The organism is Enterobacter ludwigii (genome assembly GCA_023023105.1).
Classification (GTDB): Bacteria; Pseudomonadota; Gammaproteobacteria; order Enterobacterales; family Enterobacteriaceae; genus Enterobacter; species Enterobacter adelaidei.
Map to the genome: position 1 here is coordinate 4,419,032 of CP083824.1, position 16,692 is coordinate 4,435,723.

10 protein-coding genes are annotated in these 16,692 nt (G+C 55.0%); 3 read left to right on the forward strand and 7 right to left on the reverse strand.

Translation table 11 applies throughout. The features are described from left to right. The first annotated feature begins 45 nt into the window (after window positions 1-45). Together yhjD and LCD46_21485 are read left to right on the forward strand one after the other, a co-directional pair. On the forward strand, window positions 46-1,071 hold the full coding sequence (yhjD, locus tag LCD46_21480) for an inner membrane protein YhjD (GenBank protein UOY70561.1): 1,026 nt from the start codon (window positions 46-48) through the stop codon (window positions 1,069-1,071). Window positions 1,072-1,332: 261 nt separating this feature from the next. After that, window positions 1,333-2,655 (forward strand): MHS family MFS transporter, encoded by a 1,323-nt coding sequence (locus LCD46_21485; GenBank protein UOY70562.1) that lies wholly within the window; start codon window positions 1,333-1,335, stop codon window positions 2,653-2,655. 60 nt (window positions 2,656-2,715) lie between these two features. Here LCD46_21485 and LCD46_21490 read toward each other — a convergent pair whose 3' ends face one another. Together LCD46_21490 and pdeH are read right to left on the reverse strand one after the other, a co-directional pair. Continuing rightward, window positions 2,716-4,758, reverse strand: a complete 2,043-nt coding sequence (locus tag LCD46_21490; protein UOY70563.1) for an AsmA family protein — start codon at window positions 4,756-4,758, stop codon at window positions 2,716-2,718. A gap of 65 nt (window positions 4,759-4,823) precedes the next feature. Then, on the reverse strand, window positions 4,824-5,597 hold the full coding sequence (pdeH, locus tag LCD46_21495; GenBank protein UOY70564.1) for a cyclic-guanylate-specific phosphodiesterase: 774 nt from the start codon (window positions 5,595-5,597) through the stop codon (window positions 4,824-4,826). A gap of 229 nt (window positions 5,598-5,826) precedes the next feature. Here pdeH and LCD46_21500 point away from each other — a divergent pair, with 229 nt between their 5' ends. Next, window positions 5,827-6,756, forward strand: coding sequence for a sugar kinase (locus LCD46_21500; GenBank protein ID UOY70565.1), 930 nt, complete (start codon window positions 5,827-5,829; stop codon window positions 6,754-6,756). 54 nt (window positions 6,757-6,810) lie between these two features. On the opposite strand, the gene LCD46_21505 is transcribed toward LCD46_21500, so the two are convergent. The 5 genes from LCD46_21505 to bcsZ all read right to left on the reverse strand — a co-directional run bounded on the left by LCD46_21505 (window position 6,811) and on the right by bcsZ (window position 16,689). Then, a complete protein-coding gene (locus LCD46_21505; GenBank protein UOY70566.1) occupies window positions 6,811-8,304 on the reverse strand; it encodes an insulinase family protein in 1,494 nt (497 codons plus the stop codon). 227 nt (window positions 8,305-8,531) lie between these two features. Continuing rightward, the gene (locus LCD46_21510) at window positions 8,532-9,818 is read right to left on the reverse strand and encodes a dicarboxylate/amino acid:cation symporter (protein UOY70567.1); all 1,287 of its coding nucleotides are present in this window, start codon (window positions 9,816-9,818) and stop codon (window positions 8,532-8,534) included. Window positions 9,819-9,977: 159 nt separating this feature from the next. Further along, the gene (gene hmsP, locus LCD46_21515; protein ID UOY70568.1) at window positions 9,978-11,984 is read right to left on the reverse strand and encodes a biofilm formation regulator HmsP; all 2,007 of its coding nucleotides are present in this window, start codon (window positions 11,982-11,984) and stop codon (window positions 9,978-9,980) included. A 119-nt stretch (window positions 11,985-12,103) separates the two neighbouring features. Then, entirely contained in the window at window positions 12,104-15,601 is a 3,498-nt protein-coding gene (gene bcsC, locus LCD46_21520) for a cellulose biosynthesis protein BcsC (protein UOY70569.1), read from the reverse strand. Continuing rightward, window positions 15,583-16,689, reverse strand: a complete 1,107-nt coding sequence (gene bcsZ, locus LCD46_21525; GenBank protein ID UOY73026.1) for a cellulase — start codon at window positions 16,687-16,689, stop codon at window positions 15,583-15,585. Before bcsZ ends, bcsC begins: the two co-directional genes overlap by 19 nt. Window positions 16,690-16,692: the final 3 nt, after the last annotated feature.

The following is a 16,692-nucleotide window of genomic DNA, read 5'->3' on the forward strand; positions in this document are numbered from 1 at the left end:
AGCTATAATTCAATCACATCCAGCCAAACGAAAAGGAAAAGACGCGTGACGCCGGAAAACAACCCGCAACGACCCACCCAACAGTTAGATTACGATCCCATCAAAAAGATGGAAACCGGGCCCGAAGAGGCCAAATCGCCAGGCACCGCCAGCAAAGCGCTGGGAACCGTCACCGGTATCGCCGCAAGAATTCAGCAGTTTCCCATGGTGGCGCATCTGATACGCGCGGCCGAACGCTTCAATGACCGCATGGGAAACCAGTTTGGTGCCGCCATCACCTATTTTTCCTTCCTGTCGATGATCCCGATCCTGATGGTGTCGTTTGCGGCGGCCGGTTTCGTGCTCGCGTCGCACCCAACGCTGCTTCAGGATATCTTCGCTAAGATCCTGAATAACGTCAGCGATCCGACTCTCGCCAGTACGCTCAAAAGCACCATCAATACTGCCGTCCAACAGCGTACCACCGTCGGTATCGCTGGCTTGCTGATTGCCCTTTACTCCGGCGTTAACTGGATGGGCAACCTGCGCGAGGCCATTCGCGCCCAGTCGCGCGAGGTGTGGGAGCGTAAGCCTCAGGATCAGGAAAAAATCTGGATTAAGTATATTCGTGACTTTGTTTCGCTGATTGGCCTGCTTGTCGCACTCATCGTCACGCTCTCGATTACCTCTGTTGCTGGCTCCGCGCAGCAGATGATTATCTCCGCGCTTTATCTCGATTATATCGAGTGGCTGAAACCCGCCTGGCGCGGCATTGGTCTGGCAATTTCCATCTTCGCTAACTACCTGCTGTTCTTTTGGATCTTCTGGCGCCTGCCGCGTCATCGTCCGCGCAAGAAGGCGCTGATCCGTGGAACATTGATTGCGGCGATAGGCTTTGAGGTGATCAAAATTGTGATGACCTGGACCCTGCCGGCGCTGGTTAAATCCCCTTCTGGCGCGGCGTTTGGTTCAGTACTGGGGTTGATGGCGTTCTTCTACTTCTTCGCCCGCCTGACGCTGTTCTGCGCAGCGTGGATTGCCACCGCCCAGTACAAAGATGACCCAAGGATGCCGGGGAAAACGCATCGGTAATACCTCTCCCGGGCTGAAATCTCAGCCCGATTCATCATTTCAGCATATAAATCCAGTCCGTAACTTTTATTTAACCGAAAACCAGTTTAATTGACTGATATTTAAAATCTGTGAAGCATTTCATAGACGTGTTTTGGCTGGTCTGAAAATTATCCGCTTTTTGTTGCTTTTATCACCAGCCAACAGCTTTGTTACAGATTGAAATGTCGCTTTTGCTGTGCGTAATATGGCCTTTCGTTCGACAAAAAATAAGAAAATATTATGCAAGCAACAGCCACAACACTCGACTCTGGTGCAGAAAACGTTCCGGTAAATTCGCGCAATAAAGTTGTCGTCGCATCGCTGATTGGCACCGCCATCGAGTTCTTCGACTTTTACATTTATGCCACCGCTGCGGTCATCGTCTTCCCGCATATTTTCTTCCCACAGGGAGACCCGACGGCAGCCACGCTACAATCTCTGGCCACCTTTGCTATCGCGTTTGTTGCCCGTCCGATTGGCTCTGCCCTGTTTGGGCATTTTGGCGATCGCATTGGGCGTAAAGTCACCCTGGTGGCCTCATTGCTGACGATGGGGATCTCCACCGTGGCCATCGGTCTGCTGCCAACTTACGAAACTATCGGCATTCTGGCCCCGGTTCTGCTGGCGCTGGCGCGTTTTGGTCAGGGTCTGGGGCTGGGGGGTGAATGGGGTGGCGCTGCGCTGCTGGCGACCGAGAACGCACCGGCGCGTAAACGTGCGCTGTATGGTTCATTCCCGCAGCTTGGCGCACCCATTGGCTTCTTCTTTGCCAACGGGACGTTCCTGCTGCTCTCCTGGCTGCTCACAGATGAACAGTTCATGAGCTGGGGCTGGCGTATCCCGTTTGTGTTCTCTGCCGTACTGGTGCTGATTGGTCTGTATGTCCGCGTTTCTTTGCATGAAACCCCTGTTTTCGCGAAAGTTGCCGCCGAGAAAAAACAGGTGAAAGTACCGCTGGGCACGCTGCTGACCAAACACGTCCGCGTGACCGTCCTGGGCACGTTTATCATGCTGGCGACTTATACCCTGTTCTACATCATGACCGTTTACTCCATGACGTTCAGTACCGCCGCCGCGCCGGTTGGGCTGGGTCTGCCGCGTAACGAAGTGCTGTGGATGCTGATGATGGCGGTGATTGGGTTTGGTGTGATGGTACCGATTGCGGGTCTGCTGGCGGATAAATTTGGTCGCCGCGCAAGCATGATTGTGATCACCACGCTGATCATTCTGTTTGCACTGTTCGTCTTCCCGCCGCTGCTGGGTTCCGGTAGTCCGGCGCTGGTGATGGCCTACCTGCTGATTGGCCTGAGCCTGATGGGGCTTACCTTCGGCCCGATGGGTGCGCTGCTGCCGGAGCTGTTCCCGACGGAAGTGCGTTATACCGGCGCGTCGTTCTCTTACAACGTCTCCTCCATTCTGGGCGCGTCCGTTGCGCCGTACATCGCGACCTGGTTACAGGCAAACTATGGTCTGTTCTATGTCGGTGTCTATCTGGCAGCTATGGCAGCGCTGACGCTGATTGCACTGCTGCTGACGCACGAGACTAAGCATCAGTCCCTGTAATTCACTGCGGGCTGATGCCCTCACCCCGACCCTCTCCCACAGGGAGAGGGAGAAAGGGAGCTACTTCTTCATCTGTGACAAAATGGTCCGACACTGATTCGCCTCGCCCTCTGACGGCGATATCAACGCCAGCAGCGCTGCAGCCGGGGTAACCAGCGTCGCGAGGGCTGCAGCCACCGCACCGCGCGCAATCAACGGCCCTGGCTTCACACCCGCCTGGGGGTTTTTGAAGGTGCCGCGCACATAAAGCGGCGAGCGCAGGGTGATGATACGAATCCCCTTACTTTCCGGATCGATCGTCAAATCAAGCTGCTCGGAGGCCATGCTGGCAGTACCGGTCACGTTAATGACTGCATTTTCCGTGTCGAAGGCAAAAATCTGCGGGCGTGCCACGCCGTTAACCAGATCCAGATTGGCCGCCGCGCAGTTCACCCGCACCTCGTCGTCACCGAAGATTTGCCCGATAACGTAGTTACCGACGTTCAATCCCAGGATCTCCATCAGGTTGCGGCTCACCAGCCCGTCGTTCATCAGAAGCTTCAGATTGCCATTACTGCTTCCCAGCAGCGCCGCCACGGAATTCCCTACCCCGCGAATGTCGGCATCACCGTTCATTTCGCCGAGGGTTTTCTGCATTAACTCCACGTTCGGCATCAGCGCTTTCAGCTTAAGTCTGCGGGCCTGAATATCGGCTCGTCCCTGCATCGGCTTTTTATCGCCTTCCAGGTGAATGTTCGAGGAAATTGTCCCGCCTGCCATGCCAAACTTCAGCGGCTGCAGGCGCAGGTCGGCATTCTGGAGGAGAATATGGGTCGAAAGATTGCTGATCGGCAGCGTGCTGCCGTGTTCAATTTTGCCGCCTTTGAAGCGTACATCCGCATCCATTGCATTCCACTTGTCGGTCTCAAAGCGTTCGTAGGGCAGCACTTTCCCCGCGGGCTGGAGGTCTTTCTTCACCTCTTTTGACTTCGTACCTTTACCGGAATCAATACCTATCAGCGGGCCTAAGTCGGCCAGACGCAGCTGGCGGGACTCGACATCCCCTTCCAGTTTCGGACGCGGTTTTCCGGTGGTGTAAGTCAGTGAGCCGTGAATATCGCTATCACCAATACGACCGTTGAAACCCCGGTAATCAAATACCGACGATTTTTTCGCGCCGATTTTCGCCACCAGATGGCCGTCGGTCTCAAACGGCGGCGTATCCGGCAGTAATACGCCAGTGAGCTGATACAATTCGCCCAGCGAATCGCCGGCAAACTTCAGCTGCAGATCGACGCCCCCCATGTTCATCGGATCGTTGACCGTCCCCACGAACGCCACGCGGGTGTTACCGGAACGGAAATCCGCCTGCACCGGGAACGGTGTGCCTTCGCTCCGGAGCGCCAGCATGCCGCCTATTTTCCCTTTACCGCTGAGAGGTTGGTCGTTATAGCGTCCTTTTGCTGTCAGGCCGAATGCGTAATCACCCACGTTGACGTTATCGCCTTTCGCTTTGCTGCCAGTCACTTCGCTAAACGGAAGCGGTTTGCCCAGCGGATCAACCAGGATCTGCACGTCAGCTTTGCTGACCTTATCGTCGATGGCGATCCGCCCGCGATCGAAAAGAATATTATCCAGACGGAATGACCAGGAAGAAGGCTGGGCATTCGGATCTTTTTCGCTGTCGCTGGCAAGGTTGAACGTCCAGTTGTTGTTTTTTTCAGAGAGGCGAATCAGCCGCGCGTCGGGCTGCTGAAGCTTGATCCACGGCAGATAGACCGTTTTGGACAATAGCGCTAACGGGGCCAGTGTGGCTTCAACGCGGGGCAGATGCACCATGGTGACATCCGGGATATCTGGCGGGTTGCCGAGGATGATGTCGTCGGCGTGAACATGTGGCCAGGGGATCCAGCTTCGCCAGCCGGTCTCCTCTTTCTGACGTTCCCAAACCACCCCTAAATCACCGCGTATGGCGAAGGGGCGGTTCAGCTCGGTTGAGACTTTCTGGTTGATGGTCGGCTTAAGACGGTTCCAGTCAAACGTCGCAACAATGACGACGAAAACCACGATCAACAACAAGAAAATCCCTGCTACCCAGGAGATTACCCTGGCTGTTTTTGTCATTGTTTTCCCCTTTCCTGATGACCTGTCCTGTAAAACTATAGTTCAGACAAAGGGAAGCTGGCTTATCAGAGGGTCGTTATCACGTTATCGAGGTGATCCATGGGGACCGGGCGAGAGAGGAAATAGCCTTGCGCCGCCGCTGCAGGAGAGTTTTGCACATCACGCCACTCTTCCAGCGTTTCCACGCCTTCAACAATCACCCCCTGGCAATAGCGGTTCATCAGCTGTAATAACAGCGTAAACAGATTCCGCCCTTCAGAGGTCTGGCGCAGCATTATGAACAGCTCGCGGGCCACTTTAATGTAGTCATAATGCACTTCACTCAGGGCAGAAAAGTTCGCCATGCCAGTGCCAAAATCATCCAGCCACAACGGGCCATACTCACATATTGAAGCAAACGAAGAGTCCTGCGGCAGTCGGACATGCTCGACCAGCTCAAAGCGCATCCATGGCAGGGTGGCGATCAATTCCTGCAATTTCGCATTCTGACGCAACGCCAGCAGAGTTGGGCCATCAACGTTCACCGAGGCGAGGATATCATTCTGCTCGAAAAAGGCCTGCTTCGTTGCCAGCATACGGAGCTGTTCTTCCAGCACATCCAGGCGCTGGCGAACGGCAACTTCGGCAAAATAGCGATCCGGTGCGATACGCTGAGAAGGGTTTGATGGATGCGTGACGACGGTCAAAATTTCAATTGCCATCAGCCGACCATCAGTCCGGTAGATCGGCTGATAGGTGTACGCGCGCTCACATTGCAGCCAGTAGCGATGCTCCTGCAAGTTCTCAATACTTGCCTCAGGCGTAGTGCTCAGCCGCTGGATAACCTGCTCTGACTTCATTTCAGATGTCCTGTTGTTGGGATAGCCTTTCTGGACTCGTCACAGGATTATCGGCGCAACAATTGAGAACTTTATGTTCAATTCACGGGGAAAATGAAATTAAGATGACAGAAATGAACAGGAACACGCGCTGGCTCAAACAAAATAATGGAACGTTGTTTTAATATAGTTGACCAGTTAATTCACTCAGCGCAAACTACCGATAATTACTCTGTTCAGGTTCACGACTATGTCCAAAAAAATTGCCGTGATTGGCGAATGCATGATTGAGCTGTCACAAAAAGGCGCGGAAGTCAGCCGCGGATTTGGTGGCGATACGTTAAACACGTCCGTTTATATTGCCCGTCAGGTTGCACCTGAGGCACTCGCCGTGAACTACGTCACTGCACTGGGCACGGATAATTTTAGCCAGCAAATGCTGGACGCCTGGCAGAGTGAACACGTTGAAACCTCGCTGATCCAGCGTATGGAGAACCGCCTCCCGGGGCTCTACTACATCGAAACCGACAGCACCGGCGAGCGTACGTTCTATTACTGGCGTAACGAAGCCGCGGCCAAATTCTGGCTTGAGAGCGATGCAGCCGCGGCCATCTGTGAAAAACTGGCCACGTTTGATTATCTCTATCTGAGCGGGATCAGCCTGGCGATCCTGAGCCCCACCAGCCGTGAAAAGCTGCTTTCTCTGCTGCGCGAATGCCGCGCCAACGGCGGGAAGGTCATTTTCGATAACAACTACCGTCCGCGCCTGTGGGACAGCCGCGAAGAGACGCAGCAGGTCTATCAGCAGATGCTGCAGTGCACCGACATCGCGTTTCTGACGCTCGACGATGAAGACGCCCTCTGGGGTGAGAAACCGGTAGAAGACGTGATTGCGCGTACGCAGGCGGCTGGCGTAAGCGAAGTGGTGATCAAGCGCGGCGCAGATTCATGCCTGGTCGCAGTTGCGGGTGAAGCGGTGGTTGACGTCCCGGCGGTGAAGCTTGCCAAAGAGAAAGTGATTGATACCACCGCGGCGGGAGATTCATTCAGCGCGGGCTATCTGGCGGTACGTTTGACGGGCGGAAGCCCGGAAGCGGCGGCACAGCGTGGGCATCTGACGGCCAGCACCGTGATTCAGTATCGCGGGGCGATTATTCCGCGTGAGGCGATGCCTGTTTAAGTAAGGCGCGGGCTGACACCCTCTCCACAGGGAGAGGGTGTGTTGACGTATTAATTACTGCCCCTGCGGTATATCCGTCGCATCCTGATGTAAATCATCAGTCGTGGTGGCCTGCACCGGCTGCGGCGCGGTAGCCATAATGGAATCCCAGGTCGTCTGAAGTTCCTTCATGTCATATTCCGGCTCGCCTTTTGGCTGCAGCAGGACCAACGCCATTTCCTGCGACAGCTGCTGACGCAAGTCCTGATTTAACATATCGACGGTCAGACCGTTAAGGAAATCCTGGCGAAGTTTCTGGTACTGTTCTGGTGCAATATCCACCACCTGATTTTGCAGGGAGCGAATACGCTGGCTGATCAGGATATCGGTATCGGCGCGAGCGTAGGTTGCAAACAGCTTCTGCAGCTCGAGTTTTTTCTGCGCCACGAGAGCATTGAACTCGTCTTCAGAGAGACCCTCTTTGCGCACTTTCGCCAGCTCTTTCGCAACCACACCCAGATTCGCATTCAGCTTATCGCCCGGCGATTCAACGTTAATGGCACACTGTGCACGCTGGAACAGCACACGACAGTCAAAACCAAGACCGATATTCTTCACACTGTTCTTACTGAGCGTCTGCTGAACGTGCCAGAACAACGCTTCACGCGCCAGATCGGCACGCCAGTAGCGCAACAGCGCCGCGGACTCACGAATTGGCTGCCAGGCGTTATCCCACATGACGGAAAGTCGGTCCTGACGGACGGTGTCCGTCATAATGCTGACGGGTTCTGTACGCAGTGGAGAGAGCGTCGGGACAGGTGCTGGCGTTTCACGTTTGCCTTTCAAATCACCAAACGCTTTGTTGATCTGCTCAACCACCGCGCGGCTGTCCACGTTACCCACTACGATCAGCGTCATCGCATCCGGGGTATACCATTTCTGGTAGAACGATTTTACCTGTTCAGCATCCACCGGTTGTTTCAATGGTTCGGCCGGATCATGCCCAAGCAACGTGGAGCCTTTCAGGCGATAACGCCACCAGCCCTCTTTGGTATCCACAGGCCAGGTCGCCACCATGTCACTGTTGCTCAGGGCATAGTTAACGGTATCCGGCGTAATCGCCAGATTGCCAGAGGCATCGGAGAGATACGTCAAGGCTTCTTTGAGCAAATCGTTGCGGTTATTTGGCAGGCTCAGGTTAAACATGGTGTAGTCATACGAGACAACAGCCGGAGGAAGTGGGCGTTTCGGATCGATGGCCTGTTGCCAAAGAGAACGCACCTGAACCGCTTGCAGACTGCCGCTCTGAGTGAGCGCCAGCCGGGGAATAAAGTGGCTAAACCCAGTTTGCTGGGTGCTCTCCGCGAGAGAGCCGGTATTGACGGACAGACGGATTTCAATACGGTCGCTGGGACGTTGTGGGGTGGCTAAAACCTGCCACTGAAAACCGTTCGCTAATGTCCCTTGTTGCCAGGCCGGGTCTGGCTGGAGCGCATCTGCCTGCACATAACTGGCTGCTGCCATCATCAGCAAACCGCCGGTTAAGAGTCGAATTTTTGTGCCCTGCATGTGAACCCCTGATCAACATTCCTGGTTAAAAAAGAGTGCCTCGCGTCGCGCCTCACTCTTAAAGATGACGATGAAAATACGTCAATTAGACCGCGCGTTCGGTAAAACGTCACGGTCCGAAGAGAAATATACCCAAAAAAAATCTTGTCGAATTATGACAGGTATGAACAGTTATTATGCGCAGGAGCCCGCATTCCGACAAGGGAATACGGGCATTTGTGACAAGTTTAAGAGGTTAAGCCAGGATTTTTGCTGTCGGTTGAACGGTTATTCAGAGTGTCGTCGAGCTTTTTGTGATCCAGCTCTTTCACCCATTTCGCCACGACCACCGTGGCTACGCCGTTACCCACCAGGTTGGTTAACGCACGCGCCTCGGACATGAAGCGGTCAATACCCAGAATCAATGCCAGACCCGCCACCGGCAGGTGGCCCACTGCGGAAATGGTGGCTGCCAGCACGATAAAGCCACTGCCGGTTACGCCCGCCGCACCTTTAGAAGAGAGCAGGAGCACCACCAGCAGGGTAATCTGATGGAAAATATCCATATGACTGTTGGTCGCCTGAGCGATAAACACAGCCGCCATCGTCAGGTATATCGAGGTTCCATCAAGGTTGAAGGAGTAACCCGTCGGGATCACCAGACCGACCACCGATTTCCGGCACCCCAGTTTCTCCATCTTATCGAGCATACGCGGCAGCGCCGATTCTGAAGAAGAAGTCCCCAGAACAATCAGCAGCTCTTCACGGATGTAGCGGATGAATTTGAAAATACTGAAGCCTGTCGCGCGGGCGATAGAACCCAGTACCACGACCACGAAAAGGATACAGGTGATATAGAAGCAGATAATCAGCTGACCCAGCTGCACCAGCGTACCGACGCCATATTTACCGATGGTAAAGGCCATCGCACCGAAAGCACCAATCGGCGCCAGGCGCATGATCATATTGATGATGCCGAAGATCACCTGCGAGAAGCTTTCAATCACATTGAAAATAAGCTGACCTTTACTGCCAAGACGGTGCAGAGCAAAGCCAAACATGACCGCAAACAGCAGCACCTGCAGGATGTTTCCGCTGGCGAACGCGCCGATGACGCTGCCAGGTATTACGTCCAGCAGGAAGGCGACAACGCCCTGATCCTTCGCCTGCTCGGCATAAACCGCGACTGCTTTGGCATCCAGCGTTGATGGGTCAACGTTCATTCCCGCGCCTGGCTGCACCACGTTAACTATAATAAGACCGATAATCAGCGCGAGGGTACTGACCACCTCGAAATACAGAAGTGCCACAGCGCCGGTACGCCCCACCGCCTTCATGCTTTCCATGCCAGCGATGCCCGTCACTACCGTACAGAAAATCACCGGGGCGATGACCATTTTGATGAGCTTAACGAACGCGTCGCCAAGCGGTTTCATTTGTGCGCCCAGTTCAGGGTAATAGTGACCCAGCAGAATACCGATGGCGATGGCTGTCAGGACCTGGAAATAAAGACTTTTAAAGAGAGAGGTTTTCATAAGGTGTCCTTGGGAAGAAAAACCACAGGCTTTGTAAGGTTATGGTTAACCTGCGGCTTTAAAATAACACCCACATAACAGGACAGAAATAAACTCAGTTCAAATTTGAAACACAAATGTTAAGAACTTTGAGCTGACTCGCACAAGCCAGCAACAAAATTACACTTTTGCGTTATTGTCAGGGCCAGAAAGGTATCGTTGTTCAAAGACATCCGAAGGAACAGCAGGGGCAAAAAGGAAGCCTTGTCCGCTCTCCACGCCCGCCTCTGCCAGCCAGACGCGTTGCGCTTCGGTTTCAATTCCCTCGGCAATAAGATGCAGATTCAGGCTGCGCGCCATCTGGATAATGGCCTGCACCATGCTGCTGTCGCCCGGCAGGCCGTCGACAAACGCTTTGTCAATTTTTAGCACATCCACCGGGAGGGTCTTCATGTGCTGAAGCTGGCGTAGCCCGGCGTATCCCATGCCAAAATCGTCCAGCGCAATGCGAATGCCGGCATTGCGCAGCGGCTTCAGGATCGCGACTGCCTCATTAGGGTCGTCAATGCGTCGGCTCTCAGTGACTTCCAGGGTTAACGTATCAGGCTTGATTCGGTAACGATGGATCAGCTCCAGCATCTCTGAAACCATGGTCGGGTGCATAAGCTGCAGAGCTGACAAATTGACCGACAGCGGCAGCGTTACCCCGCGCTCCTGCCAGGCAGCTAGCTGACGGCAGGACTCTTCAAGCACCCAGTAACCGACGGTGACCATCAGACCACAGGATTCGATCCGCTCAATCAGCCCCTCCGGCAACTCCCATGAGCCATCCGGCTGCTGCACACGCAGTAATGCCTCAGCGCTTTTCACTTCTCCCGTCAGCAAGTTCACCTGCGGCTGTAACCAGAGGGCAAACTGGCGGTTATCCAGCGCGGTCAGAATGTCGCTCTCTTCGGTCAGGCGCTGTTGCGCCTTTTCCATCTGTTCCGGGTCGAAGAACTGGATCTGATTTTTCCCTTTGCGCCGGGCGGTAAACGCCGCCGAGAACGCGCGACGATATAGCTGTTCCGCGGTCAAGTCGCCATAGTACATCGCGATGCCGATGCTGGCGCTTGGACGAAGCTGGATACCCTGAACAGGCAACCGTTCATTAATGACAGTGAGTACTTGCTGACCTAATGTGATCGCATGCCAGGGCTCTTTCACACCGTTGGCAATAATGACCAGGTCATAACCGCTGACCTGGGTCAGTACCATGCGAGGAGCAATAACAGACTTCACTTTTTCCACCAGCGTCAGGAGCAGTATTTCGCGCTGGCTCTCCTTGAGCACGCCAGCCGTGTCCTGCAGGGTCTCGCAGGCGACGACCATCAGCGCCGTGGTTTGCTGACGCGCAACGGTCTGCTCCAGCATTGCCATCAAAAAGGCTTTATTGGGAAGCTCGGACACCGGGAAGCGGGTGGCGCTGTTGCTTAACTCATCCTGTTGGCGCTGGATTCGCTGCTGATTGAGGTTATAACTGCGCACCAGCATACCAATTTCATCGTCATGATGAAGACGCGGTACCTTCAGTTGATGACCCATCTGGTCCTGCGGAGAGAGCGTGTTCAGCTCCCGGGCAATATGGCGCAACGGATGGACGATCAGCCGGTTGATACACCAGGTCAGCGCGACGCTCAGAATGAGCGTCATAAGTAAGCAAGTGGTCACTAACGTAACTACCCAGCTCATGACGAACTTATACATGCGGTATGAGTCCGCCTGTAAGACCAGATAGGCCAACGGCTGCGGATTAGCAGGACGCTCAAGCGAATAGACCGGCAGTGAAATCTGCACCGGCAGTTCAAACAGGCGCATCACCATCATTGGGACCGGGCGTTCCGGGATAAAGCTCATCCGCAGCGCCTGGAACTGGTTGGGCAATACAACATCGGCCCGGCTCACAATACCGGCCGGCTGAATGCGTTTCAGAATGGTTTCCGCTTCGGGAATATCCCCTTTCAGAATAGAGGCGGAGAGCGGGCCTCGCACCGAGCGGGCGATACTTTCTAACTGCGAAGCCGTGTTATAGCGATTCTGCTGTACAGAATGAAACAGCAAAATTACGCAAAAGAGCAGGACAAACAGCATGGTGACGGCAGACACCATCGCCATCTGTTTGATCGTTAAAGAACGGCTGACACGCAAAATGACTCTCCACAAAACTCGAAGCGCAGGGCGCACCAGGGTGTAAACCTGGCGCGCCTGAGTATACCCGATTGCTACGCTATTAAGAGAGACTTACAAATGGATTAAGGAAAATCCGATTACCAGTCCGCGTAAGGGATAAGCGGCTGCGGCGGTAAGTCCATATCGCCCTGCCAGCCTGCAGCAGAGTAGCGTACATACAGCAACGCATGGCTTGGGGTATAGTCTTTCGCTTGCTGAATATCCACGCCCATGCCTACAAACCAGTTGGAGGTCACCCGGCGTTCGATAATGGCTCGTGCGGTATAACCCGTACCCGAAGAGCTGCTGCCCGTTTCGGGATTATGCTTATCGGTATACATCGGGTCACCATTGGCATCCACCTGGTTATCCGGGATGAGACTCTGGATAGGATAACGCATGCCGTCTTTGGTTTTTGAGTGAGACCAGGATACCGAGCCACCCAACTCCCAGGACCAGTTTTCCGTGCGTTTACGCCAGGTCACCGGCAAGGCGAAGGAGACATACTCCTGCGGGCTGTAGTAGCCGCCCTGACCCAGAGAGTATCCGCTCAGATCTTTATCGTAGTGCCACAGCATGTTGGAGACGCCGACCGTCAGGCGCTCATTGTTTTGATTAATCAGCTTGTAGTAGTAACCCGTCATCCAGCGGACGCGCCAGTTATCTTCCACATTTTTCCCCGTCAGCGTTTCCGCATTCAGGCTCGACCAGACGCCGTTCGCCTCACCTTTGTCATAGCTGATACTCACACCACCACCCGTAGCGCGTACGCCACCCCACGTGGTGCCGGTATTTGTGTCCTTTTGCCCGCCAAAGGCCAGCAGAGAGCTGGAAATTGGCCGGCGATGGGCGTTAACGGTATAGCCGATAGGCCCCAGATCGCTGCTGTAACTGACACCACCCACCACGTCGACGACATCAAAGCCCATTGGCGTGGTACCAATATCCATCGCCCAGGTTTTATTCTGCCAGCCAACGGCGACGCTCGCGCCATTGTCTGACTGATGGGTGTTGCCACTACACGGTGTTGCAGAACAGGTACCCCAGGTCGGATCGTACTTCCCGTCCTTCGTCTCAAACGATCCGGCGTCCATATTGACCAGATCGCTGCGGAAGAACATACGTCCATCAGAGAGCGGGGCATCAACCTGCAGCATGGTGGTGTGCGCTTTCAGGTCAGAATAACCACCCGTACCGCTGGAGCCCCAGTAATCATGTTGCAGTGTGACGTTAACATCCTGCTGGCGGTACAAATCACCGGCATCACTGCGCACGCCGCGCTTCAGCCAGTCATCTTTTTCGTCATTACGCGTCAAACGGGTGAAGCTGTCGTTGTCGGTCGGGCGCGTTGTCGTGATGCCAGACGAGACCATCGCATCTTTATAGGTATCCAGCGCCTGCTGAGGCTGGCCGTTTTGTGCCTGGAAACGCGCAGCATCACGTAACACCAGCGCGTTTTCCATGGAGCCGGGTTGCGATTTCGCCTGCGGGATGATTTTGTTGAATGTTTGTTCTGCGGCAGCGGAATCACCCAGACCGGCCTGCGCCATCGCAATCCGGCGTTGCATATTGAGCGATAACGGCTGACCATTTTGTGCGGCTGGCAATTTTGCCAGCTCGGCGCGCGCGGCATCCTTGTCACCTTGCGCACTGTAAATTTCAGTCAGACCGAGAAGCGCATCCTCGTTCTGCGGCTCACGCTGCAACACGGCACTGTAAGCCGTTTTTGCCTCATTAAGATCGCCGCGCTGCTGAGCCCAGTCTGCCAGGGTTAAGTCAATACGAGTGGAGGTCGGTTGCTGGCGGAGGAGATTTTCTGCCTCTTTCTCTTTGCCGCTGTCGCGCAGGCGGTTGGCGGTTTCCAGCACCTGGTTGCTTTGCAGGCGGTCGGCCAGTTCCTGAATGTTGCTATTCCACTGGTTACGCGGAAGCGTGTCCAGATGCGCCAGGGCAGCCCGGTCCTGATCGTTTCCGGAAAGATACAGCCCGCTGGCATACACCTGATCCGGGTCAGACGGTTTCTGGCTGGCAAGCTGACGCATCAGGGTATCCGCCTGGCTACGCTGGCCCGCGCTGTAGAGATCGCGCGACAGTCGGTATGTTATCCACACGTCGCCAAGAGAGAGTGCCAGACGGCGACGCTGAATTTCTGCTGCCTGGGCGTATTTACCCTGATTCTCCAGCTGTTCTGCCTGGGCTGAAAGCTGCTCGTTGGTCAGGCTACGTTCAATATCATCAATGCTCCGGCGTTGGCTGGCAGACAGCGACTGGATAAACTGCGAAGCTTTCTCCGGCGACTGCGCGCGGTAAATATTGGCCAGTCCGCGAACCGCATTGCTGTTGCCGCTATCCATACGTAACGCCTGGCGATAATAACGTTCTGCCGCGTCGTTATCTTTACGCGCGGCTGCGGCATCTCCCAGCCCCAGTACGGCATAACTGTCGGTATTGTCTATATTGCGCGCCTGCTGATAGTAACGCTCTGCCTGCGCCGGGTTATTCGCCTTCAGCGCCGCATCCCCCTGCTGGATCAGCAGCCAGTAACGGTTGACCTTCAGCAAACTGTCCCATTTACCCCGGTTATCACTCTGCGGATCGAGGGCAATCGCCTTTTCAAACTGTGCCACTGCGCGGGCGCGATCGCCTTTCTGGGAATAAGCCTGCCCCAGGGCTCCCACCGCCTCACTGTCGGCATGGTTGGCGCTGACGGCTTTTTGCAGCTCAGCTACCGCCTTACCGCTCTGTCCGGCATCCACCGCGGCCAGCCCTTCCGCTTTCGCACGGAACGCCGGGTCAGCAAGCTGTTTTTGTTGTGCTTCAAGCTGTGAGCGTGCCGCCGTGACATTATCCCCGTCGCTGAACACGCTCAGATATTTTTGCAACGCGCTCACGCTGGCGCTGCTGGCAGGCTGGCCTTTTATCTGCTCATACCACAAATCTGACGCCTGATTGCGGCCATTGGTGGATTTGGCCATTTCCTGCAACACCGCAAAGCCTTCATCGCGCCGTCCGCTCTGGAACAGAAGCTGAGACAGCGTCGCCTGCAGCTGCGTATTTCCGGGGCTGCTGGTATTTATTTTCTTGAGCTGGTTAATCGCTGCATTACGGCGGGCAGGATCTTTCGCCACGACATTCCAGTATTCCGTCGCCAGATCGCCACTCGGTGGGTTGCCGTCAAACAGCTTGTCATAGGCGGCAATCGCCTCCTGAGTGTGCCCCGTCGTAGCAAGCAATCTGGCCTGCTGTAGCTGCTGGCGGCCATCAGGGGTGGAGAGCAACATCGTATTACGTGATGACTGATAAACACTGGAGCCCGGTGCGATCCCTTTCAGACGATCAAGCTCTTTTTGCGCACCAGCGGTATCACCCTGACGAAGCAGGTAACGAAAGCGTGCGGCGATGACGTCAGGGTTGTTCGGGTCAATCAGCTCAAGGCGATAGAGTGACTGTCGAACCAAATCCTCACGCTGAGTTGATTCACCCAGCCGAACCTGTTCCAGCAGTTGTCTCTGCTGCGGAGAGTTAGCGGCCTGAGCCAACGGCATCAATGCCAGGCCAAGCGATAAACTGAGTAGATTTACTGTGAACTTGCGCATTCCTGGCCCCAATCCGGTATTAATTCACCTTTAGCGGTGAAGCGAAAACGATGCTGATCCCATCCTTGCCCAAAGAGGGTCAGTACGTAACTGTAATAGGCATTATTATCGGGAAAATGGTCTGCAACGCGCTGGCGCTGAACCGCCTGGGCATCACGCTGTTGTAAAAAAGGTAGCATAGCGGCAGAGAAACCGACCGGGCCCTTACCCGTGCGTTTTCCACTCGCCACATCCATTTTCTCCGGCGGCACACCGTGTTTCGTTGTCATTGCCGCCATTGGCTGGAAGCGCGTCAGGAGCCGGGCCTTCTGGGGATCGTTATCACTCATCATCCCCACCCAGAGGTAGACGCGAATAGCGTCGTAGCCTCCTACCAGCGTCTTATCCTGCTGTAACCGCCAGCCTTTGTTTTTCTGATACTGCACCCAGTCCGGCGAAAAACCTTTCGGCGCACTCTCCAGCAGCAAACGGAGATTGGTTTCACGAAGGGTCGTCCACGGAGCACCGAAGCGCGTGAAATAGCTCGCTAACTGCGGAGGTAAATAACTGGGGTTGAAGCGCCAGCTTTTCTCTTCGGCAAAACCCACTTTGCCGGGAAGCAACATCGCGCCGAGACCGGGCACGTTTACCACTTCCTCGCTGGCAATGCGTTTAAGCAGTGCTTTACCCGTGCGGGTATACTCCGGATGCTTCCACAACCGGCCCGCTTCGAGCAGTGACCATGCTATCCAGACATCGGCATCTGAGGCGGAATTGGTATCAATAACGGCCCAGTTTTCTTTGTCTTTCTGTCCCCATAGCCAGGCCGGCAGGTGGTCATTGAGAGTGCCACTGGCAAGGTTATCGCGCGTCCACGTCAGCAACAGGTCAAACGCTTTGCGATCGTTAGCGGCCAGGGCAAAGAACAAGGCGTAGCTTTGCCCTTCCGACGTCGTAATTTTGCGCGTGTCACTGGGATCAATGACACGCCCGCCCTCACTGATGTAATCCTTTTTAAACTGCTCCCAGGCAGGCCAGGTACAGGCGGCGCGAAGAGGAAGCGCCGCCAGCATCAACGCTGCTAATGCACACCAGCGAAAGGCTTTCATCAC